Source organism: Thalassobacillus sp. CUG 92003 (assembly GCF_013618635.1).
Taxonomy (GTDB): domain Bacteria; phylum Bacillota; class Bacilli; order Bacillales; family Halobacillaceae; genus CUG-92003.
Genome location: NZ_JABLSJ010000001.1, coordinates 25,478 through 48,713 on the forward strand (window position 1 = coordinate 25,478; position 23,236 = coordinate 48,713).

The 23,236-nt window shown below is 46.6% G+C and carries 25 protein-coding genes; all 25 read left to right on the top strand.

Translation table 11 applies throughout. The annotated features are described in order from the left end of the window. The 25 genes from wecB to HOP45_RS00260 all read left to right on the top strand — a co-directional run bounded on the left by wecB (position 1) and on the right by HOP45_RS00260 (position 23,225). A complete protein-coding gene (gene wecB, locus HOP45_RS00140; protein ID WP_181346768.1) occupies positions 1-1,152 on the top strand; it encodes a non-hydrolyzing UDP-N-acetylglucosamine 2-epimerase in 1,152 nt (383 codons plus the stop codon). Positions 1,153-1,707: 555 nt separating this feature from the next. After that, positions 1,708-3,897 carry a S8 family serine peptidase gene (locus tag HOP45_RS00145; RefSeq protein WP_181346769.1) on the top strand — a complete coding sequence of 730 codons (2,190 nt, stop codon included), beginning with the start codon at positions 1,708-1,710 and terminating at the stop codon, positions 3,895-3,897. A 257-nt stretch (positions 3,898-4,154) separates the two neighbouring features. After that, entirely contained in the window at positions 4,155-4,373 is a 219-nt protein-coding gene (locus HOP45_RS00150) for an AtpZ/AtpI family protein (protein ID WP_181346770.1), read from the top strand. A 2-nt stretch (positions 4,374-4,375) separates the two neighbouring features. Beyond that, positions 4,376-4,738 (top strand): ATP synthase subunit I, encoded by a 363-nt coding sequence (locus HOP45_RS00155; protein ID WP_181346771.1) that lies wholly within the window; start codon positions 4,376-4,378, stop codon positions 4,736-4,738. Between the two features lie 31 nt (positions 4,739-4,769). Then, on the top strand, positions 4,770-5,492 hold the full coding sequence (gene atpB / locus HOP45_RS00160) for a F0F1 ATP synthase subunit A (protein WP_181346772.1): 723 nt from the start codon (positions 4,770-4,772) through the stop codon (positions 5,490-5,492). Between the two features lie 45 nt (positions 5,493-5,537). Further along, the gene (gene atpE, locus HOP45_RS00165; RefSeq protein ID WP_181346773.1) at positions 5,538-5,750 is read left to right on the top strand and encodes a F0F1 ATP synthase subunit C; all 213 of its coding nucleotides are present in this window, start codon (positions 5,538-5,540) and stop codon (positions 5,748-5,750) included. Positions 5,751-5,935: 185 nt separating this feature from the next. Next, complete coding sequence (locus tag HOP45_RS00170) at positions 5,936-6,463, top strand: F0F1 ATP synthase subunit B (protein WP_370457916.1); 528 nt, start codon at positions 5,936-5,938, stop codon at positions 6,461-6,463. Next, positions 6,460-7,002: a F0F1 ATP synthase subunit delta gene (locus HOP45_RS00175; RefSeq protein ID WP_181346775.1), complete on the top strand. Its 543-nt coding sequence runs from the start codon at positions 6,460-6,462 to the stop codon at positions 7,000-7,002. Before HOP45_RS00170 ends, HOP45_RS00175 begins: the two co-directional genes overlap by 4 nt. A gap of 21 nt (positions 7,003-7,023) precedes the next feature. Then, positions 7,024-8,532, top strand: a complete 1,509-nt coding sequence (atpA, locus tag HOP45_RS00180; protein ID WP_181346776.1) for a F0F1 ATP synthase subunit alpha — start codon at positions 7,024-7,026, stop codon at positions 8,530-8,532. 38 nt (positions 8,533-8,570) lie between these two features. After that, complete coding sequence (gene atpG, locus HOP45_RS00185; protein WP_181346777.1) at positions 8,571-9,437, top strand: ATP synthase F1 subunit gamma; 867 nt, start codon at positions 8,571-8,573, stop codon at positions 9,435-9,437. A gap of 42 nt (positions 9,438-9,479) precedes the next feature. Further along, complete coding sequence (gene atpD, locus HOP45_RS00190; protein ID WP_181346778.1) at positions 9,480-10,895, top strand: F0F1 ATP synthase subunit beta; 1,416 nt, start codon at positions 9,480-9,482, stop codon at positions 10,893-10,895. A 69-nt stretch (positions 10,896-10,964) separates the two neighbouring features. Next, positions 10,965-11,369: a F0F1 ATP synthase subunit epsilon gene (locus HOP45_RS00195; RefSeq protein ID WP_181346779.1), complete on the top strand. Its 405-nt coding sequence runs from the start codon at positions 10,965-10,967 to the stop codon at positions 11,367-11,369. A 586-nt stretch (positions 11,370-11,955) separates the two neighbouring features. Beyond that, positions 11,956-12,327, top strand: a complete 372-nt coding sequence (locus HOP45_RS00200) for an NADH-quinone oxidoreductase subunit A (RefSeq protein ID WP_181346780.1) — start codon at positions 11,956-11,958, stop codon at positions 12,325-12,327. Beyond that, complete coding sequence (locus HOP45_RS00205) at positions 12,318-12,836, top strand: NuoB/complex I 20 kDa subunit family protein (protein WP_181346781.1); 519 nt, start codon at positions 12,318-12,320, stop codon at positions 12,834-12,836. The genes HOP45_RS00200 and HOP45_RS00205 overlap by 10 nt, the downstream gene beginning before the upstream one ends. Continuing rightward, a complete protein-coding gene (locus HOP45_RS00210) occupies positions 12,833-13,639 on the top strand; it encodes an NADH-quinone oxidoreductase subunit C (RefSeq protein ID WP_181346782.1) in 807 nt (268 codons plus the stop codon). The genes HOP45_RS00205 and HOP45_RS00210 overlap by 4 nt, the downstream gene beginning before the upstream one ends. A gap of 3 nt (positions 13,640-13,642) precedes the next feature. Continuing rightward, entirely contained in the window at positions 13,643-14,743 is a 1,101-nt protein-coding gene (locus HOP45_RS00215) for an NADH-quinone oxidoreductase subunit D (protein ID WP_181346783.1), read from the top strand. Between the two features lie 8 nt (positions 14,744-14,751). Further along, positions 14,752-15,762 (top strand): NADH-quinone oxidoreductase subunit NuoH, encoded by a 1,011-nt coding sequence (nuoH, locus tag HOP45_RS00220; protein ID WP_370457932.1) that lies wholly within the window; start codon positions 14,752-14,754, stop codon positions 15,760-15,762. Between the two features lie 24 nt (positions 15,763-15,786). Beyond that, the gene (gene nuoI, locus HOP45_RS00225) at positions 15,787-16,200 is read left to right on the top strand and encodes an NADH-quinone oxidoreductase subunit NuoI (protein WP_181346785.1); all 414 of its coding nucleotides are present in this window, start codon (positions 15,787-15,789) and stop codon (positions 16,198-16,200) included. A gap of 1 nt (position 16,201) precedes the next feature. Further along, on the top strand, positions 16,202-16,717 hold the full coding sequence (locus tag HOP45_RS00230) for an NADH-quinone oxidoreductase subunit J (RefSeq protein WP_181346786.1): 516 nt from the start codon (positions 16,202-16,204) through the stop codon (positions 16,715-16,717). Further along, a complete protein-coding gene (gene nuoK, locus HOP45_RS00235) occupies positions 16,714-17,028 on the top strand; it encodes an NADH-quinone oxidoreductase subunit NuoK (RefSeq protein WP_181346787.1) in 315 nt (104 codons plus the stop codon). Before HOP45_RS00230 ends, nuoK begins: the two co-directional genes overlap by 4 nt. Before the next feature lie 31 nt (positions 17,029-17,059). After that, positions 17,060-18,910 (top strand): NADH-quinone oxidoreductase subunit L, encoded by a 1,851-nt coding sequence (nuoL, locus tag HOP45_RS00240; RefSeq protein WP_181346788.1) that lies wholly within the window; start codon positions 17,060-17,062, stop codon positions 18,908-18,910. Then, positions 18,910-20,403: a complex I subunit 4 family protein gene (locus tag HOP45_RS00245; RefSeq protein WP_181346789.1), complete on the top strand. Its 1,494-nt coding sequence runs from the start codon at positions 18,910-18,912 to the stop codon at positions 20,401-20,403. The genes nuoL and HOP45_RS00245 overlap by 1 nt, the downstream gene beginning before the upstream one ends. Before the next feature lie 4 nt (positions 20,404-20,407). Beyond that, the gene (gene nuoN, locus HOP45_RS00250; protein WP_181346790.1) at positions 20,408-21,919 is read left to right on the top strand and encodes an NADH-quinone oxidoreductase subunit NuoN; all 1,512 of its coding nucleotides are present in this window, start codon (positions 20,408-20,410) and stop codon (positions 21,917-21,919) included. Between the two features lie 240 nt (positions 21,920-22,159). After that, on the top strand, positions 22,160-22,405 hold the full coding sequence (locus HOP45_RS00255) for a DUF1146 family protein (RefSeq protein WP_181346791.1): 246 nt from the start codon (positions 22,160-22,162) through the stop codon (positions 22,403-22,405). A gap of 91 nt (positions 22,406-22,496) precedes the next feature. Further along, the gene (locus HOP45_RS00260; protein ID WP_181346792.1) at positions 22,497-23,225 is read left to right on the top strand and encodes a YwmB family TATA-box binding protein; all 729 of its coding nucleotides are present in this window, start codon (positions 22,497-22,499) and stop codon (positions 23,223-23,225) included. Positions 23,226-23,236: the final 11 nt, after the last annotated feature.

Sequence of the window (23,236 nt, forward strand, 5' to 3'; positions counted from 1 at the left end):
GTGTCTGATCGCATAAAAGTATTGACCATTTTCGGTACGAGGCCGGAAGCCATCAAAATGGCGCCCCTTGTACTGGAATTGGAAAAACGCGAAAAACAATTCGAATCAATTGTTGCCGTTACAGCACAGCATAGAGAACTGCTTGATCAAGTCCTGGACGTGTTTGGAATTGAACCGGACTATGATTTGAACATCATGAGGGATCGGCAAACGCTTGCGCAAATCACGACGCGGGCACTGGAAGGCTTGGATGACATCATCAAGGAAACAGGTCCTGATATTGTGCTCGTTCATGGCGATACGACCACAACATTTGCTGCCTCACTGGCTGCTTATTACAATCAGGTTCCTGTCGGCCATGTGGAAGCGGGACTCCGCACGTGGAGTAAATATTCACCTTTCCCGGAAGAAATGAACCGCCAGCTGGCCGGTGTCATGGCAGATCTTCATTTTGCACCGACCAATAAATCCCGTGATAATTTATTAGCTGAAAATAAGTCCGCAGATCACATTTTCGTCACCGGGAACACAGCGATCGATGCCCTGAAAACGACTGTCGACACCAGGTATACCAGTGATGTCCTGCAACATGCCGGCGACAAACGTCTCGTTTTAATGACCGCCCATCGTCGTGAAAACCTCGGGAACAACATGGAACAGATGTTTCGAGCGATCAAACGGATGGTCGAAACGCATGAGGATATCCATGTGGTGTATCCGGTTCATCTCAACCCCGTTGTTCAGGAAACGGCAGAAAGCATTTTAGGAAACGACGAGCGGATTCAATTGATTGAACCGTTGGACGTCATTGATTTTCACAATTTTGCTTCGCGTGCCCATCTGATTTTAACGGATTCAGGCGGGGTGCAAGAGGAAGCACCCTCCTTAGGTGTGCCCGTTTTAGTATTGCGCGACACGACGGAGCGACCGGAAGGCATTTTAGCGGGCACGTTAAAATTGGCTGGCACCCAGCAGGACCATATTTTCGACTTAGCTCATGAGCTGTTATCTGATGATGCGGCCTATCAAGCTATGGCGAAAGCGTCCAACCCTTATGGGGACGGCCACGCTTCTGCTCGGATAGCAGAAGCCATACGGTACTATTTCAATCACTCTCTGGTTCAGCCTAACGAGTTTACACTGCTTGTTTAAAATGTAATTCACGGAGCGGTTTCCTAATGACAGGAATCCGCTCCGTTTTTTGTATAGCCTGAAGCCTATATAAGAACAATAAGGAGAAAAGGCTCTATTGATCGTTATTTTTGATTGACCATATAAGCGTTATTCATGCCAGGTTTAGACATGTAAAGAGCGTTTTATCCGGGGAGTTGCAATAAGGGTAATTCATTACGACTTATCTTATCTGACACCTGTTTTATGGTAAGGAATAACGTAGCAACGCCACTCCTGGCCGCTAATGATTGCAGCATTTCAAGAAATACAGCTGACTACACTTACTTTTAAAGAAAGGCCCTTTCACCAAAATGAAGAGGGGTTGGGTGGGAAACGACGAGACTCCCGCGGGAGAAGGGCTCGGCGAGACCCCACAGGGAGCTAAGCGACCGAGGAGGCTCGCCGGTTCCCCCGCAGGAAAGCGAGTTGTTTCCCACCCAACCCAAACCCTAATACCGTAAAGGGCAATATGGGGCTTGTATGAAAAATCAATAACGAAATTAAATAAAACCAAGGAAAAGGAGCACTTCTCCTATGCGTCGATATTGTGGTTTCATATTAGGTTGTTTAATTATATTCGTCACCTCGGGATTCGATATCGACCAAGAGGAGACCGTTATCCTGGAATTGGACCAACCCTCAGCTGAATTTATGGAGCAGCTGGAGCGCCGCATACCACGGCTTGAGGTCGTGGCCACCTATGAAAAGGTATTTAATGGCATCGCGGTAAAAGGCGACGCCGAAGAATTAGACAAACTTAGCCGGCTCGATGCCGTCATCAATACCCATCCCGTTCAAACCTATCGAGCTTTGACCAATCAATCCGTCCCTTTTTTGACAGAAGACAAGCAAGACACGTCTAAAAGCACCTTTACGGGCGAAGGGGTCAAGGTTGGGGTTATCGATACAGGTGTGGATTACACGCACCCCGATTTGAAGGCCAATTTCCAGGGCGGGTTTGATGTCGTCGATTTTGATGATGATCCGATGGAAACGATTGATGAAGGGGCGACCATACACGGTACGCATGTTGCCGGCATCATTGCGGCTGACGGTAAGATGAAAGGGATCGCGCCCGATGCGGAGTTGTATGGATACAGAGCGTTAGGCCCGCATGGCATGGGCACGTCCGTTCAAGTGATCGCAGCGATTGAGGAAGCGGTAAAGGACGGCATGGATGTCATCAACTTATCTCTCGGAAATGACGTCAATGGACCCGATTGGCCGACAAGTATGGCGGTAAGCAAGGCAACGAAATTGGGGGTGACGGTTGTGGTGGCGGCAGGAAACGCCGGACCGGAGACATGGTCGGTCGGTTCGCCTGCCACCGCCCCTGAAGTCATCGCCGTAGGTGCCTCAAATCCGCCTTTGCAAAAACCGTACTTATATCATGCCTTTCATCGAAAGAAAATTGCGATGGAGCCACTTGTGGGATCTGTACCCTGGGAGCTGGATAAACGGTATCCCATAAAATCGGCCCCGCAAGCCAAAGGGGTCATCCCGGAGGCAAAAGGTCATATTTTGTTAATGGAACGAGGCGGCACACCGTTTACCGAAAAGGCAGAACAAGCCGAGGAAGCTGGAGCCGAAGCCTTGATCATCTATAATAATGAAGAAGGCGAGCTGCAAGGCGCGTTAACTGAAGAGGGTGCCATCAACATTCCCATAGTCAGCATCTCTCAGGCTAACGGGGAATGGCTGCTTGAACATGTGGCCAATCAAGATGAATGGATGGAGACGCAATTTCAAAGCATGACAGATCAAATGGCCCCGTTTAGCTCGCGAGGCCCCGTCACCGTCAATTGGGCCATCAAACCAGACATTGTCGCTCCGGGTGTAGCAATTGACAGTACCGTTCCGGGCGGCGGCTATGCAGAATTGCAAGGAACAAGTATGGCCGCTCCCCATATCACCGGCGTTGCAGCTCTTGTCAAACAAGCACATCCTCACTGGAGCCCTGCAGAGATTAAAGCTGCGCTATTATCCGGGGCTGAACCTCTTACGGATGAATCATCAGGCTTATACCCGCCGATGGTGCAAGGATTTGGCAAAGTGCGTATCCAAGAGGCGCTGGACCCGGATTTCCTGATCAGTTCGGGGCCGTTAAATTTTGGCAAATTAAATGAAACGTTTACCGAAACAACGGCCGAAATCACCTTGGAAAACCAGTCCGATGCTAAGAGAAACGTGGCATTTGAACGCCCTCAACATCAGCCTGGTTTGAGGTGGGATATGCCTAAAAGCACAACGTTGCAGCCGGGGGAAAAAGCAACCTATATCATTCGTTTGCGGGTTGATGCTCATATGACCGAAGGCGGGTTCCAGCAAGGCTACGTGACCATGAAAACGGACGAGCGCGACTACCGCATTCCATATTCGTATATGGTGGAAACGAGCGATTATCCGAGGGTCATGGGATTTGAACTTGTCCCGACTTGGCATTCAAAAGACAATGCCCACTATCGCTTTTATTTAGCGGAACGAGCCGAAAGCTTACAAGTCGATCTTTATGACCCGAGCACGTTCATTTTTCGTAAACGCCTGCTTTCGTTGCAGGATCTGGAACCAGGAACGATTACGGGAGAATTGAAAAACCAGCAGACAACAGCGGTGAAAGAGTGGCTGGCAGTGATCACAGTGAGAACAGAATCCGGACATTTCAGTTACCCTTTTCCGATTTTGCTTGGTGAGGGAATGAACGAAGACAGTCAGCCTGATTCGTAGAATAAAGAAGATCATAACGGTGTTAATCATGACCCTCGTAAACGGGGGTTTTTTTATTGGAAAGAGGGGGATTTTCGTGAGAGAATGTATGCAGTAGACTGCCTGTAGAATCTTGTCAATTAAATGGACTTTTAACCTCAAACGCATTGACAACCCTTAACCCCTATTGTATTCTAACATAGTGTGGAATGATAAGGTTTTCACAGGTGAGTGTCAAAAAAGCCACTCCCCTTTTGCTATATGGAAGGGGGAAGACTATGAATGATAACTCGAACCCATTTAAGGCCATTGGTCTGACAAGTGCCATAATATCCCAACTAGTGGGTGGACCGCTTGTGGGGGTTTTTTTAGGCAAATGGGTAGACGGACTGCTTTCCACAACACCCCTTTTCCTGATTATAGGAATTTTCCTCGGGTTGGGAGCCGGTACATATGGAACGATTCATTTAGTACGAGATTATACGGGAGACGATTAAACTTGGATACATTTCAGCACATGATCACCCGTCAACGAAAATGGATGTTCTATCTTCTTGCATTACTTGTACTTGGGTGGGGCCTTACCCCGTACAAGTCGGTCTTCTTAGGACTCCTCCTAGGAAGCGCCTTAAGTTTTTACAATCTCTGGCTGATGCAGCGCAAGATTAGAAAGCTCGGTGAAGCATCAGGGGAGAGCAAATCCGTTAAAGGGCTCGGCACGTTTTCGCGACTGGCTTCCGGCGCATTAGCCGTAGTCATCGCCCTTCAATTTGAAGACCATTTCCATTTGATCGCAGTCGTTTTGGGCTTAATGACAGTTTATTTTGTCATTATGATAGATTACCTTGTCTATAAAGGGTAAAGTTTAGCAATAGGGAAGAGAGGTGAACAGATTGGATCACGAAGCACCGATAATTGAAAATGTCTTTGGCATTTCGTGGTTGAGCGTTAATTTGGCCAATGTGCTGATGATGTTTGTGGCATCAGTCATTGTATTCTTTTTAGCTGTGGCTGCTACAAGGAATATGCAACGGAAACCCCGGGGCTACCAGAATTTCATTGAATGGGTGATTGATTTCATCAAAGGAATTATCGGCTCAAATATGAATTGGCGCACAGGACGATTGTTCCTGCCACTTGGGTTGACACTCTTTGTATATATATTTGTTGCCAATATGCTGGGTGTCATCACAATGGGCGCTGTCGGTCATAATCTGTGGTGGAAATCACCGACTGCAGATCCGGGTATTACACTGACATTAGCGATCCTGGTTGTCATTTTAAGTCACTATTATGGCATTAAGCTGAAAGGAGCAAAAGAATACGGAAAAGATTTTTTCCGTCCACTCCCTTTCTTATTTCCATTTAAAATCCTCGAGGAATTCGCTAATACATTAACGCTTGGTCTTCGTCTATATGGAAATATTTTTGCAGGAGAAATCTTGCTGACACTATTGGCTGGATTAGCCGTTTCAAGTGTTGGAGGATTCTTCGGTGCAGCCATTCCCATGCTTGCTTGGCAGGGATTCAGTACTTTTATAGGTTTTATCCAAGCATTTATTTTCACAATGTTGACAATGGTTTACATTTCTCACAAGGTGAGTTCAGACCATTAATATAATTAAGAAAAAACTTTTATAATATTTAAGGAGGAGTAAATTATGGGTCTAGTTGCAGCGGCAATTGCAGTAGGACTAGCAGCTGTAGGTGCTGGTATTGGTAACGGTTTAATCGTGGGGAGAACAGTAGAAGGTATCGCGCGTCAACCTGAGCTACGCGGAACTTTGCAAACGACAATGTTCATTGGTGTTGCGTTGGTTGAGGCCATTCCGATCATCGGTGTTGTTATCGCATTTATCGTAATGGGACAATAAATACGGACAAGCTTCCGGTTAACAAGAATGGCGAAGTTCATTAGTTAACTTCGCCATTCCTTATACGCTTTGGAAATATTATTCTAAAGTAAGATTAATCGAAAATTTCGACTTTTGATAAGTTCTTAAGCCGAATTTTTCTCATGTTTAGCCTATACGGTAATGTGTGGAAAGGAGTGAACACTGTGCAAGGATTTACAACGAATCTGGTATTGGGCGCTACAGCCGGGGGTTTCCACGTGCTTGATATGGCGGTCCAGCTCTTCTTCTTCTTAGTTCTTTTGGCGTTGCTGCGCAAATTTGCCTGGGGACCTTTGATGAAAATGATGCAAGAGCGTGAAGAATATATATCCAATGAGATCGACACAGCTGAAAAGAGCCGTGAAGAAGCACAACAACTGCAGCATGAAGCGGCAGAAGAGTTGAAAAAGACACGTCAGGAAGCACAAAGCCTCATAGAAGACGCGAAAAAATCTGCTACTCAACAGGAACGCGATATTCTTGAAACAGCACGCACAGAAGCAGAACGTATTAAAGAATCCGCTCGCGAAGAAATTGAGCAAGAGAAAGAAAAAGCTGTTCAGGCCTTACAGGATCAAGTGGCATCCTTGTCGGTCATGATTGCAAGCAAAGTGATCGAGAAAGAATTATCTGAAGAAGATCAGGAAGCCCTGATCAATGAATACATTAAAGAGGCAGGAGAAGAGCGATGAGTGAAACAATCGTTGCTAAACGCTATGCGGATGCTCTTTTTCAACTCGGAGATGAACACTCTCAACTGGATCAATTTGAAACAGAATTGCGCACACTGCGCGCCGTTCTCCAAGATAATAAAAAATTTGTAACATTCCTGAAGCATCCCCGTATTTCTGTCGATAAGAAGAAACAGCTGATTTCGGAAGCCTTCCAAAGCTTTTCACCTGTAATCATAAACACCTTGAAGCTGTTGATCGACCGACATCGGGAAGAGATTTTTCCAGAACTTGCCGAACAGTTTATTGCTCGGATGAACGATGCAAAAGGAATAGCTGAAGCGGATGTCTATTCCGTTCGAGAGCTGGGCGAAGAGGAAAAAAAGCAGGTTTCAACCGTTTTCGCTCAAAAATTGGGCAAAAAAACGTTGCTGCTTAACAATATCGTTGATCCTTCCCTCCTGGGAGGAATTAAGTTGCGAGTCGGCAATCGGATTTACGATGGTTCCGTCAGTGGTAAGCTCGAACGTATTGAACGGAAATTAGTATCTGCATACTAACGATGATAGGGGTGAAATGGCATGAGCATAAAAGCTGAAGAAATCAGTTCCTTGATTAAACAGCAAATAGAAAATTATGAATCTGATATCGAAGTCAACGATGTCGGAACCGTTATCGAAGTCGGTGACGGGATCGCTCGCGCACATGGCCTTGATGATATTATGGCCGGTGAGCTGGTTGAATTCGCAAACGGCGTAATGGGATTAGCACAAAACCTTGAAGAAAGTAACGTCGGTCTTGTCATTCTTGGGCCGTATACGGAAATTAAAGAAGGCGATGAAGTGCGTCGTACCGGACGTATCATGCAGGTTCCAGTAGGTGATGAATTGCTGGGCCGCGTGGTTAACCCACTTGGACAGCCTGTCGATGGGAAAGGGGCAGTGGAAACGAGCAAAACCCGTCCGATCGAATCGCCGGCGCCTGGCGTGATGGATCGTAAATCAGTTGATGAGCCACTGCAAACCGGTATTAAAGCGATTGACGCGCTCGTACCAATTGGCCGCGGTCAGCGTGAATTGATCATCGGCGACCGTCAAACAGGGAAGACATCCGTTGCACTTGACACCATCTTGAACCAACATGACCAGGACATGATCTGTATTTATGTCGCGATCGGTCAAAAGGAATCCACTGTAAGAGGGACGGTTGAAACGCTTCGTCGCCACGGAGCACTCGACTATACCATTGTCGTGACTGCCAGTGCCTCACAACCAGCACCATTGTTATATCTTGCACCTTATGCTGGTGTTTCCATGGGTGAAGAATTCATGAACAATGGCAAGCACGTATTGGTTGTTTATGATGACTTATCCAAACAGGCCGCAGCTTATCGTGAGCTTTCCTTGCTGTTGCGCCGTCCTCCAGGCCGTGAAGCCTTCCCTGGGGATGTCTTCTATCTACACTCCCGTTTGTTGGAACGCGCGGCTAAATTAAGTGACGCTAAAGGCGGCGGATCTCTAACTGCTCTTCCTTTCGTAGAAACGCAGGCTGGGGATATCTCGGCTTATATACCGACGAACGTCATCTCAATTACGGACGGACAGATCTTCTTGCAGTCTGACCTGTTTTTCTCAGGTGTCAGACCAGCCATCAACGCAGGACTTTCCGTATCACGTGTAGGGGGCTCTGCCCAAATCAAAGCCATGAAGAAGGTAGCAGGTACCCTGCGTCTTGACTTGGCATCCTACCGCGAGCTGGAAGCATTTGCGCAGTTCGGTTCTGACCTGGATAAAGCAACACAGGCTAAGCTGAATCGTGGTGCCCGCACCGTTGAAGTACTTAAGCAAGGTCTTCATAAACCATTGGCTGTCGAAAAGCAGGTTATGATCATTTTCGCTTTGACGAAAGGCTATCTGGATGACATTCCAGTTGAAGATATTACCCGTTTTGAAGATGAGTTCCATACATGGTTCAGCAGCAACCGTAAAGATCTTCTTAAACAAATTCGTGAAACAGGAAAACTTGCTGAAGAAGACGACATGAAAGAAGCGGTTGAAGCATTCAAGAAAACGTTCGTCGTTTCTGAATAATTGATCGCAACCTTTGAACGAAAGGGTGGTGAAACAGCATGGCATCTCTTAGAGATATCAAAGGACGGATTAACTCGACAAAGAAAACGAAGCAGATAACCAAAGCGATGCAGATGGTATCAGCTTCAAAATTGAATAAAGCCGAGCAAAACACGAAGAATTTTGTTCCTTACAGCGAAAAAATCCAAGACGTTGTAACGAGCATTGCTTCTAGCAGTGGGCGCGCACAACACCCGATGCTGGAGTCCCGTGAAGTCAAGCGGAGCGGCTATTTGGTCATTACGTCTGATCGTGGACTTGCCGGGGCCTATAATTCAAGTGTTTTGCGCACGGTCTATCAGCGGATTAGGCAGCAGCATACTTCAGCTGATGAATATAAGCTGATTGTGATGGGACGCATCGGCCGAGATTTCTTCGAGAAACGGAACATGCCAGTCGACAAAGAGATCGTCGGTGTCGCAGACCAGCCAAATTTCGCAGATATAAAAGATCTTGCTGCAGAGTCAGTACAATTGTTTACTGATGAGGAAATTGACGAGCTATACCTGTTTTATAATCGTTATGTCAGTGCCATCTCTCAGGAAGTCACCGAGAAAAAAGCACTGCCGCTGACTAATTTAAACGACGGCGAAACCAAAGCCGCCACTAGCTCTTATGAATACGAACCGAACCAGGAAGAAATTCTCGCCACACTTTTACCTCAGTACGCCGAAAGCCTAATCTTTGGCGCTTTGCTTGATGGAAAAGCCAGTGAGCACGCAGCTCGCATGACAGCCATGAAGAGTGCTACGGACAACGCAGACGAATTGATTGATGATTTGACATTGTCCTATAACCGAGCACGCCAGGCTGCTATAACCCAGGAAATCACCGAGATTGTCGGCGGTGCTGCCGCCCTCGAATAAACGTTTTTCTGGAAGTTGAATCGTAAGATAGGAGGGAAATCGATGAGTAATGGACGCGTAACCCAAGTAATGGGGCCCGTAGTTGACGTTAAGTTTGACGACGGTCAGCTCCCTGAAATCTATAACGCTTTGCACGTTTCACTCGAAACGCAAAACGAAAATGAAGTTAACGTCGACCTTACGTTGGAAGTCGCCCTGCACCTGGGAGACAACTCAGTTCGTACGGTAGCTATGTCTTCGACTGAGGGTGTCAAACGTGGTATGGATGTTGTCGATAAAGGCCGTGCCATCAATGTTCCTGTCGGAGAAGTCACGTTATCACGTGTCTTCAACGTATTGGGAGAAAACATTGATCTTGATGAGCCGTTAGGTGACGATGTCCGCCGTGACCCTATTCACAGGCAGGCGCCACAGTTTGAAAACTTAGCGACAGACACTGAAATTCTAGAAACAGGCATCAAGGTTGTTGACCTGCTCGCCCCTTATGTAAAAGGTGGAAAAATCGGTCTCTTCGGAGGTGCCGGTGTAGGGAAAACAGTTCTGATCCAGGAACTGATCAACAACATCGCCCAAGAACACGGTGGTATTTCAGTGTTTGCGGGTGTTGGTGAACGGACACGTGAAGGTAACGACCTTTATTATGAAATGAAAGATTCCGGCGTTATCTCCAAAACAGCGATGGTCTTCGGGCAAATGAACGAACCACCAGGAGCCCGTATGCGTGTCGCTTTAAGCGGATTGACGATGGCAGAATATTTCCGTGACGAAGAAGGACAGGATGTCTTGTTCTTTATCGACAATATCTTCCGTTTCACGCAGGGCGGTCTAGAAGTATCAGCCTTGCTCGGTCGTATGCCATCAGCCGTTGGTTATCAGCCAACACTTGCAACTGAAATGGGTCAATTGCAGGAACGTATCACCTCAACGGATAAAGGCTCAGTCACATCCATCCAGGCGATCTACGTCCCTGCCGATGACTATACAGACCCCGCTCCAGCGACAACATTCGCGCACTTGGATGCGACAACCAACTTGGAACGTAAACTTTCTGAGCAAGGTATCTATCCAGCAGTGGATCCGCTCGCGTCGACATCACGTGCACTTGATGCCGACATCGTAGGCGAGGAGCATTACGATGTAGCCCGCGAAGTTCAGCGGACCCTGCAGCGCTATAAAGAACTTCAGGATATCATCGCCATCCTAGGTATGGATGAACTGTCTGACGAAGATAAACTGACGGTATCCCGCGCACGCCGTATTCAGTTCTTCTTGTCGCAGAACTTCCACGTTGCCGAACAGTTCACTGGCCAAAAAGGTTCTTACGTGCCGGTATCTGAAACGGTGAAAGGATTCAAAGAAATCCTTGATGGCAAACATGATGATGTTCCGGAAGATGCCTTCCGCCTAGTCGGCCGCATTGAGGATGTCGTTGAAAACGCGAAACAAATGCAACAATAGTGATGAACAGGCTGACCGACCCGGGAAGACCCGGGCTTCAGCCTTATCAACTGCCAAGGAGGAATAACTATGAAAACACTAACGGTGAGTGTTGTCACTCCTGATGGCCCGGCTTTGGAAGATGCATTTGAAATGGTAAGCTGTAAGGCGGAAAGCGGGGAACTAGGGGTGCTCCCTGGTCACATCCCGATGGTGGCTCCTTTGAGCATCAGCGCTGTACGTCTCAAAAAGGAAGGCAATTCCGATCGCATGGCAGTCAGTGGCGGCTTTCTGGAAGTCAGACCAGATAAGGTCACCATACTCGCTCAATCCGCGGAAAAGCCTTCTGACATTGATATTGAACGTGCCCGTAAGGCAAAGGAACGCGCCGAACGCCGTTTGCAGAATAAGCAAGATGATATCGACTTCAAACGGGCTGAAATGGCGCTTCAACGTGCTATTAATCGTGTATCCGTATACGAAAATAATTTCTAACTGCTTTCATTTTGAAAGCAGTTTATTTTTTTGACTGGATTTAGGTGGTGTCGGCTGCGTTTGGGCGATTATCACAGTCGCATGGGCGATTGTAGGTCGAACATGGGCGGTTAGCACCGGAATTGGGGCGATTATGCCCTCACATGGGCGGTTATCGCGATATTTGGGCGAATGCGCCTTACTTGGGCGATTATGGCAGTCGCATGGGCGATTGTGCGCCTTACTTGGGCGTTTAGCATCGAAATTGGGGCGATTATGCTTCCAACATGGGCGATTATTCCGATATTTGGGCGAATGCGCCTTGCTTGGGCAATTATTCCATGCGCATGGGCGATTTGATCCATCTTTGGACGATTGCACAGAATATAAGGACATGTGCGCTTCCCCTCCACATCCCCATCCTCAACACAACTTTTCTGCCATTTTAATAGATATCCCACTCATATTTTTGTGGACATGGCTATACCATTTATAGAGAACATCATTCTCTATATAAAATAGACACATCGACAGACATTAGGCAGTTTGTTATAATGAAAGCGCTTAAAGTAAAAATTTTCAAAAAACATCAGGTGGTGAAAAGCGTATGGATTTCTTTGTTTATCAGAACAGTTATGTGTTCGTTGCTGCTTTTCTGTTACTTGGGTTACTGTTACCGATAACGGCCTTGACGGTGGGCAGGTGGCTGCGTCCTCATCATCCTGATCCGCTTAAATCCACGACATATGAGAGTGGAATTGAACCTTTTCATGATGCCAGGGTTCAGTTCAATGTCCGCTACTATATGTTCGCCTTGTTGTTTGTCATATTTGATGTGGAAACCGTGTTTCTTTATCCGTGGGCTGTCGCCTATGATGAACTCGGTCTTTTTGCGTTGGTGGAAATGCTCATTTTTGTGGTCATGCTGTTGATTGGCTTGATCTATGCCTGGAAAAAGAAGGTGCTTACATGGACATGAATTTGAATAGTGTGTCGGCTGAAGAAAGGGAAGTCTTGCAGCGGAATGTTTTTTTAGCGACGCTTGAAAATTTGAAAGGCTGGGCACGGAGTAATTCGTTATGGCCGATGACGTTTGGACTGGCCTGTTGTGCGATTGAAATGATGGGGGTCGGATCCTCTCATTATGACGTGGATCGGTTCGGTTCGTTTTTTCGGACGTCGCCGCGTCAATCGGATGTCATGATTGTCTCAGGCACGGTGACAAAAAAGATGGCACCTGTTCTGCGCAGACTTTATGATCAAATGCCGGAACCCAAGTATGTAATTGCCATGGGCTCCTGTGCGACCGCTGGCGGTCCGTATATCAAATCTTATGCTGTCGTAAATGGGGTGGATCAGATTGTTCCGGTTGACGTTTACATACCCGGTTGTCCGCCTAATCCCGCAGCCCTGATTTACGGTATTCACAAGTTGCAGGAAAAAATCAGATATGAAGCCAGAACGGGGGAGCGGGTGTTTTTACGTTGACAGATAAAGACAAGTCACAGGAAACCGACTCTGTCCATAAAGACGGGGGCGATCACTCAGAATCTGAACGCCAACAACGCGATCATGAGGCGGACAAACCATCCTCAGGTCCTCCTGATAAACAGGATTCACAGAACGAAAATGCAGCAACTGATTCAGAGAATCCCAACAAACCTCAGACCCCTCACCCTACCGAAGAAACGAATCCAAAAAAAGCGACAGAGAAACCAGTATCAAGTGAAAAAAGCCCACCTGATGACAAACCAAAACGAAAATCGTCACCGTCTTCAAAATCCGCACCTGAGAAAACCGAAGAAGAACCTTCTTATAACCAACCTTTGCTTGATCAGTATCTATCGATCATTGAGAAAGATTTAGGGAGTATGGCTTTAGAAGCAGCTTATATTAATCGTCTTTCTAAACATGTTCCGACCCTTGTGGCTCATGATCATACGTACTTCCAAGTTGCGAAGTTATTGCGTTACCATCCCGCACTCTCATTCAATTATTTATCCGAACTCCATGGCACTGATTTAAAAACTCATATGGAAGTGTATCTTCATTTACATTCCTTCGAGCACCATCATTCGCTGGCCCTGAAGGTAAAAATCGAGCGTGACAATCCAGAGCTCGAGACGGTTACGTCATTATGGGAGGGCGCAAATTGGCCTGAGTGTGAGGCTTACGACCTTCTCGGTATCCATTTCATCAATCATCCCAATTTGAAACGCATTTTTCTCGGAGAAGAGTGGGAAGGGTACCCGCTTCGCAAAGACTATGAAGCTTACGATGAGGAGGTCTAGCCTGTGCTGAGAACAGAGGAAATGTTATTGAATGTTGGACCTCAACACCCGAGTACGCACGGTGTGTTTCGTCTTGTGATCAAAATAGATGGGGAGATCATCAAAGAAGCGACACCCGTCATTGGTTATCTGCACCGGGGCACTGAAAAGCTGGCGGAAGATTTAACGTATACTCAGATCATCCCTTACACGGACCGGATGGATTACTTAGCTGCGATGACGAATAATTATGTTCTGTGTCATGCTGTAGAAACGATGATGGGCGTTGAACTGCCGGACTATGCGGAGTATTTACGGGTATTGGCTATGGAGCTGGGCCGCATTGCCAGTCACCTTGTCTGGTTTGGTACTTATTTACTGGATATTGGCGCCGTCAGTCCGTTTTTATATGCCTTCAGGGAACGGGAGCGCATCATTAATTTATTGAATGAACTGTCCGGTGGCCGATTGACCTTCAATTACATGAGGGTAGGGGGCGTCAAATGGGATGCTCCTGGAGGCTGGTTCGACAGGGTTCAGGAATTTGTTCCTTATATGCGTGAGCAGCTCGCTGGGTATCACGATTTGGTAGGCGGAAATGAAATTTTTCTGAGTCGCGTTAAGGGGGTGGGCGTGTACTCCCAGGAAACGGCCCTGCAATATTCGTTGAGCGGAGCCAATCTGCGTTGCACGGGTGTGGATTGGGATTTGCGCAAGCATGAACCTTACTCGTTGTATGAGCGGTTTGATTTTAAGGTGATCACAGGGGAAACAGGCGATGCTTGGGACCGTTTTAAATGCCGAATGGGGGAGATTGAAGAGTCGTTAAAGATAATTGAACAAACGTTTGATCAAATGCCAGCAGAAGGTAAAACCATGGCCAAAGTACCGCGGATGATTAAAGCGCCGCCGGGAGAAGCCTATGTCAGGATCGAATCGCCGCGGGGGGAAATTGGGTGTTATATCAACAGTGACGGAAAGAAAGAACCGTATCGAATGAAATTCCGCCGCCCGTCATTTTACAATTTGCAAATACTCCCGAAACTGCTTGAGGGGGAAAACATGGCAAACTTGATTACCATATTAGGCGGGGTCGACATTGTGCTCGGGGAGGTGGATGGGTAATGTCATGGATCGACCAATTGCTGCAATCGCCACCGGGCTGGTCCAACTTCCTGACGTTCATGGCGCTTGGATCGATGATGCTGACAATCACGTTAGGCTTCGTCACCTATGCCATCCTAGCTGAACGAAAAATCATGGGAGCCATGCAGCTTCGCCACGGTCCGAATCAAGTAGGGGGACGGTTTGGCCTCTTGCAGACCGTCGCTGATATCTTGAAACTCCTATTGAAGGAAGATATACGACCTGCTCATGCTGATCGCGCATTGTTCATCATTGCACCGATTCTGACGTATGTACCGGCTTTTCTGGTCATTGCAGTATTGCCTTTTACTGAAGCTTTCCACTTTGCCGACATTGGTATTGGCCTGCTGTACTACATTGCCATTTCCGGGCTGTCAACAATCGGCATAGTGACGGCGGGCTGGGCGTCGAATAATAAATACGCCTTGATGGGGGGCATGAGAGCAGCAGCTCAAATGATCTCGTATGAAATTCCGCTCGTCATGTCCGTCGTGGGGATTATCCTATTTACCGGCAGCTTGAATTTGATTGATATCGTCAATGCTCAAGAGTCCCTTGCCTTCATTTTCCTACAGCCGATTGCATTTCTCATCTTCTTTATTGCCGGAACCGCAGAACTTAACCGCACACCATTTGATTTGCCGGAAGCGGAATCTGAGCTTGTTGCGGGGTATCACGTTGAATATTCGGGATTTCGTTTCGCATTCTTTATGTTAAGTGAATATGTGTATTTATTCGCCATTTCGGCCTTAATTACTATATTATTTCTGGGCGGATGGCACGATCCGATTCCCTATCTAGAACTTGATGGGCCGGGATTAGGTGCCATATGGTTCAGTCTTAAATTTATCGGCGTTGTCTTTTTGTTTATATGGGTGAGGGTGAGCTTTCCGAGGTTGCGAGCGGACCAGTTAATGGAGTTTGGCTGGAAAGTTCTTTTGCCTGTAGCGTTGGCTAATATTTTTGTAAGTGCCGTGATAAAGGAATTCTTCTTTTAAACGCTTGATGGGAGGTGGGAGAAAATGCGTGGATTGCTGAAGGGACTTGCCTACACGTTAAAAAACATGAAGCAAGAAAAGATCACTTATAATTACCCGGAAGAACCGGTTCCAATGCCTGAGCGTTTTCGTGGTATTCAAAAGTTCTACCCGGAGAAGTGCATCGTCTGCAACCAATGCGTGAACGTCTGTCCGACCGACTGCATTAGTCTGACGGGGAAAAAGCACCCCGATCCTGACCAAAAACGGAAGATTATTGACACGTATGATATCAATTTTGAGATATGTATTTTATGTGATTTGTGTACGGAAGTGTGCCCGACCGAGGCGATTGTCATGACCAATAACTTTGAGCTTGCCTCGTATTCGCGAGATGATTTATTTAAGAATCTGGAGTGGCTTGACGAGAATGAGACGAACGTGAGAGAGGAGAATTAGCATGAATGGTGAAGTTCTCGTCTTTCTCATATTGGCATCCTTAGCGGTTATCGGCGGCTTGCTTATGCTGAACCTGAAAAAAGTCGTGCATATGCTGTTGTCGCTTGTGCTTACGTTTCTTTCGATTGCCGGCTTGTTTATCATGCTGTCTGCTGAATTTGTGGCTGTTGTGCAAGTGCTGATTTATTCGGGAGCAGTCACCATCATGATGATATTCGGCATCATGCTGACCCGTCATCAAGATGAACAACGCGTCCAGAAAAATCGGGTGCGCACGTGGGTAGTCCTGATTGGGATTCTTGTATTCTTCTATACCATGTATGAAGCGATCACACGTTTTGTCAGCGTTGAGCAAGCGTCTGAGCTTCATATTGAAAATACGAAACAAATCGGTATGGCGCTCTATGCCAAATATGTGATTCCGTTTGAATTAACGTCGGTCCTTCTCCTGGTCGCATTAATCGGGGCCATCGTACTGGCTAAGCGAGAGGAAGAAGAGGAGGTGAAGCAGGAATGACGTCTGTGCCCCTTAATGCGTACTTGATGCTCGCTTTGATTCTTTTTTGCATCGGACTTTTTGGTGCGTTGACGAAACGGAACACCGTCATTGTTTTAATTTCCATCGAATTAATGCTGAATGCAGTCAATATTAATTTGGTTGCATTCAGTAAGCTCGGGATGCATCCCAGCATAACAGGGCAAGTGTTCACGTTGTTCACGATTACCGTCGCAGCAGCTGAAGCGGCAGTGGCGCTGGCCATCTTGATGGCGTTATTCCGGAACCGCTCGACGGTCCAAATTGATGAAATGGATGGAATGAAGCACTGACTCCATTTGACAGGAAGGGATGTGTGACAAATTGCTGCCCTATGCATGGTTGATTCCCGTGTTTCCCTTCGTATCGTTTATTATGTTGCTGGCATTTCGGCATCGACTACAAGCCTACAGCAGTTATATCGGCAGTGCATTAACCGGTCTTTCTTTAGTCGCAGCCATCGTTGTTTGGGTGACTGGATGGTCAGTCCAAAGTGTTCAGCATACGGGGGTTTGGCTAGCTTTCGAATCTGTGGAACTGCAGATGGGGACCTGGATCACGCCGTTAAACCTAGTGATGTTGAACATTGTTGCTTTTATCAGCGTGTGTGTACATATCTATTCCCACACGTATATGAAAGATGAAAGAAGGCGCTCTACCTACTTTGCCTGGCTCGGGTTATTCACAGCCGCTATGTTAGGGCTGTGTCTGTCACCCAATCTGCTGCAATTTTATATGTGTTGGGAGCTGGTGGGACTCGGTTCGTTTTTACTGATCGGCTTTCATTTTGAAGAAGATAAGGCAAAAGCAGCAGCCAAGAAAGCCTTTATTATGACACGAATTGGCGACATAGGCTTATTGGCTGGATTGATTCTCCTCTACTGGCAAACGGGATCCCTGCAGTTCACTGACATATATACCGTGATAAGCAGTGGAGAACTTGAAGCCTTTCATGTCACGTTGATCAGTCTGCTGATTTTCGCGGGAGCGGTAGGGAAATCTGGGCAACTGCCGCTTCACACATGGCTGCCTGATGCGATGGAAGGTCCTACGCCGGTATCAGCACTGATCCACGCAGCGACAATGGTCGCCGCAGGTGTTTATTTGGTCGCCGTCTTACATCCGTTGTTTATGGCGAGCGACACTGCACTTACGGTGGTAGCTGTAACAGGGGGCGTGACCGCCACTGTAGCTGCTGTGATTGCCATTGCGCAAACGGATATCAAGCGTATTTTAGCGTATTCGACTATTTCGCAACTCGGTTACATGATGCTGGCTTTGGGATCCGCCGCGTTGGCAGCAGGGGTTTTTCATTTGATGACTCATGCATTTTTTAAAGCCTTATTGTTTTTAACGGCCGGCGTGGTCATTCATCATTTTAAAACGCGCAACATTCATCAAATGGGTCATGCTTTTTCTGAACTGCGCTTTACTGGCATGACGTTTTTGATCGGCACGCTGGCGATTAGTGGCTTCCCGTTGTTCTCAGGATTTTTCAGTAAGGAAGCTGTTTTGTCAGCTGTCTGGCATGATGAACGATACCTGCTCTTTAGTTTGGCTTTACTTACCACATTCTTAACAGCGTTTTACATGTTCCGTCTGTTCTTCATTGTGTTTATGGGGCAAGGAAAGCCGACGTCAGGACCGAAGAAGGCGCTTAGTATGGCCCTGCGCTTACCGATCGCGGCGCTCAGTGTGCCCGCCATCGGAGCTGGCTTTCTGTATACGCCGTGGTTTTCGGCTTTTGGCAACTGGATCACCCAATGGCAAACCGCGCAAATTGACCCAGGCCATGAGGTCCCCTGGTGGATGATGCCTTCAGCCATTATGTGCTCGCTTGCTGGTATTATGCTTGCCTGGGTGATGTATCAAAAATTGCGGGTACCGCTCCGTGAACTACCTTACCTTCATGCGTTTACATTACGCGGCTTTTATATGGATGAATTATATCATTACACGATTAAACAACCGCTTCAGTTTATGAGTACGACGACCGTCTATATCGAAAAATTCGTAGTGGAAACCGTGATGGAAAGCAGCTCAAGCTTCGTAAAATGGGTTGGGAAATATGGTGCCCGGTTGCAGTCCGGTCAAGTGCAAACATATGGAGCCGTCGGTTTTGTCGGTTTATCCATTCTGGTGTTTATCCTGTTTTGGACAGGAGGTTACTTTTAATGGATTGGTTAAGTTTACTCATTTTCTCCCCGATTCTTGGCATGCTGTTACTTGCGACAGTTCATCGCAAAAATGAATCTCTGATTAAGGCTATTGCAGTATCGGCTACAGCCTTGTCAATGGTTATAGCGGTCCTGGTATTCGTCTTATTTCATCAAGGAATTTCCCATGCAGTGTCATACCAATGGATCAATTTCGGCCACGACAACATCGTTTTCCTCTTGAATTACGAACTCGGTGTTCAGGGCTTTTCGGTGCTGTTGCTTCTGTTGACGTCAGTTCTTACGCTATTGGCAGCTTTTGTGGCGACATTTCAAATTAAGAAAAATTTAAAACCTTTCTTTCTCTGGCTGCTGATCATGGAGGTCGGCATGCTCGGGGTCTTTTCATCAGAAAACCTTGTGCTGTTCTTCTTATTTTTCGAAATGACGCTTGTGCCGATGTTTTTCCTCATCGGGCGGTGGGGCGACCGGGAACGCGAACGCACCGCTTACCGCTTTCTGATTTATAACGGCCTGGGGTCAGCCGTATTGTTATTGGCGATCAGCGCGTTGTTTGCTCGAACAGGCACGACCAATATTGCTTTACTGCAGGAAATCATGGCAAATGAAGTCCAGGGAAGTGCTGCCATTAGTGAGACATTTCGAAATGGCATCCTGTGGGCGATGTTAATCGCTTTCGGCATTAAAATGCCAATCGTTCCCTTGCACACATGGATGGTTCGAGTCCATGTACATGCCCCGCCGGTTTTAGTGATCATTCATGCTGGCGTCCTGCTGAAAATTGGCGCCTACGGTATCATTACTTTTGGGGCCGGAATATTTCCAGAACAATTTGCCCAGATCTCAACTTTCATTGCAATCCTCGGCGTGATTAACATTTTGTATGGGGCCTTGCTTGCCCTCGGACAAACGGAACTGAAACATGTATTAGCATATTCCAGCGTTTCACATATGGGGATTGTTTTGCTCGGTGTAGCTGCCTTGAATCAGCCAGGTTACCACGGTGCTATCTTTCAAACCCTTTCACATGGCGTTATTGCAGCCCTCCTATTCCTTATAGTCGGCATTGTTCACAGCCGCACGCAATCGACCCAGTTAAAGGATTTAACTGGATTGGCCAAAGCCATGCCGATCGCTTCAGGATGCTGGCTTGTAGCAGGTATGGCCACACTCGGCCTTCCGGGTACGAGTGGTTTCATATCAGAGCTGCTGGCATTTCTCGGGTTGTTTGAAACAGAACCGATTCTAGCAGGGGTTGGAATGGTCGGCCTCATTTTGACAACGGTCTATGTGATGCGAATCATCTTGAGCATGACGCATGGCAAGCATACACTGAAACCACCGACTGAACTGCGTGATTTAACACATTCTGAAATGGCTCCAGTGTTCGTGCTTGTACTGTTGATTATTGCAATTGGTGTGTGGCCGTCCCTGTTAACCTCCACGCTGAATCTGACGGTGCAGACTATTTCAATAGGAATAGGGGGGTGATGGTTTGGATATAGGGACATTGCTCAGTTATCCGTGGGAAATCATGATGCCGGAATTCATCATATTAATTGCAGCAACAGGATTGTCGCTCACTGATCTTTTTCTCCCAAGCCGCGTAAACCGGAGAATATTCGGATGGATCAGCGCCGCTGCAGTATTAGCAGCCTTAATCAGCCTACTGACGCAGGCAGGAAGTGAGCCAGCTCAGATCCTCCATAACACATACCGACTTGATTCCTTTTCGATCAGCTTCAAAGCGCTCCTTTTGTTCGGAACGTTATTGGTGTTATTGATCAGCACCTCATATTTAGCCCGTTCTGATGTCGAGGAACAAGGTGAATGGTATTATTTATTCCTCGCCGCTTTGCTCGGAGCGATGATGATGGCTAGCAGTGCGGATCTCATTACGTTATTTGTCGGCTTGGAATTGTTGGCCATTGCCTCCTACATTCTCACTGGCATACGGAAAAAGTCGGCAGAATCTAACGAAGCCGCCATGAAATACGCGATTAATGGCGGAATTGCAACGGCTGTGACCTTATTTGGCTTCAGTTACTTGTATGGTTTGTCAGGCAGTACGAATCTTGGCGATATTTCCCGGGAAATTTCCGCTCTTTCTGCAGACCACGGACATGCTTTGACAGTTGCCGCCTTTATTATCACGTTTGTCGGTTTATCGTTCAAATTAGCTACCGTTCCTTTTCATATGTGGGCCCCCGATATCTATCAGGGTTCGCCCTTGCCCGTCATGGCTTTTTTAAGTGTTGTGTCTAAAACAGCAGGTTTCATTATTTTGTTCCGTGTGATGCTTAGTATATTTCCGACCGTTCAAGGCTTCCAGCCGGATGAAAGTCTCTACCAGTCTGTGATGATTTTTGTCAGTATTGCGGCGGGCCTCACGATGATCATCGGCAATATATTAGCTTTACGACAAAATAATATAAAACGTTTGTTCGCCTATTCTAGTATTGCGCATGCAGGCTACTTGCTCGTTCCGTTCGTGGCCTTTTCTCAAATGATGTTCGAGAGTACATGGTTTTACTTGCTTGCCTATGTGTTCATGAATCTCGGGGCATTAGCTGTTTTACACATTATCATATCCGAAAATCAATCAGCGCATATTTCCGGTTTCGCCGGACTTTATCAGCGGTCACCGGTTTTAACGGTATGTATGACAATCTTCCTATTATCGTTAGCAGGCATTCCCGGAACGGCAGGGTTCATGGGTAAATTGCACATTTTTATCGGGGCATTGTTTGCGGATCCCTCCCGTTACGTTCTGGTCAGCGTCATGCTCGTGACGACAGTGGTGTCGTACATCTACTATTTCAGCATAATGCTGCACATGTACATGCGGCCGCCAAAGCGTTACACGAAAATCACCTGGCCAATAGGGGCCACACTGACCATCGCTTTATGCGTGGCAGGCACCTTGCTGCTCGGTATATTTCCTGGAGCGGCCCTGCAATTTTTACAGGAGTACTTTTGGTTCAATGACATGTTCACCCTCAATTAGCTCATAAAAAATTAGCCACTTTTAATCATTTAGAGTGGCTATTTTTTATGTTTTAGTGGATATTAAGAAAGAGGGGAATGAAAGATAGTGGAAACTTTTGCAAATGGAATGTTTAGTATCGAGATTTTTATGGTATTTACTCCATAACCCCTCCGTTTTCATTGACAATCGCCAACCTCAGGTGGCATGTTGGGTTGAGGATTTATCTCTTGAAAACAAATTGGGAAGGGTGTAATGGATATGCTTGAATCTGTAGGTCAGGATATGGGCCAACAAGCACTGATTGGAATGCTCTCACATCTTACGTTCATCGTCATTACATGGTATGTTTTGCAGATTGTAAAGTTGGATGCATTATTCGTAAAAGGTCGTACGTTTGAAATTCGTGTACTGATGATCTTTTTAACCATTGCTATCGGGACAACCGTCAGTCGTTTTTTCCTTGATTTCATTGAATGGTCAGGGCAGCTCATTTATTTATTTTAGTGTCGTTTCATGACACGATTTGCTGAGTATGGATCCCACTCCCATAGGCGAAACTGTTTCTAACAGAAATCGTCAGGGGAGGATCCTAATCGTGAAACACATTATTCTAGTATCGTTTGCCATCATCAGTATTACTGCATCATTTTTTCAACCTGGGGAAGCCGCTCTCGAAACGGGTGAAACAGCCCCTCTTCAAGAGTTGGCAGATTACGCCCGCGCCGAGGACTGGCAGTTGGAGAAATGGGAAGTTCTTCTAAAAGACACGGTGAGTGGTAAGCGAGAAGCGGAGATAATGACTGAGCTCGGCGATGTGTTTCCGGATCAGGTTATGCGTATCACCAATACGGCTTCTCATAAGCGTGTTCAAGTCAAAAACCGACAATCTGACACGTCCATGACCGAAGAGTTTATCGCAATTATTCCAGCAAACCAAACCGATAAAATAGACTTAATGTATAAAGTTACGGGGACCAATCAGACATCTATTCACACATTTAAGCAAAGTACTCAATTCGAGCATATACAAAATCAGGTTTTATCGAAAAATGTCATATATTTTTCTTGTATTCGAGTGCAAATTAATGATATTATGAATGATGTTTTAGTGTACGAAAAATTCAAAGAAGCTTTTGATATAACAACAGTTGAAAAAGTAGACGAAGGAACCTGGAAGAGCATTTCGGGTTACACGCCAAAATGGGAAGATGTCATTCCACTATCGGACAACCATCCAATGAACATTCAATTCGCGGCAAGGAAGACTTTGGGCGCGGATACAACCGTTACAATTGGCACACCCATTATTACCACTGAATATTAATATTAATGAAT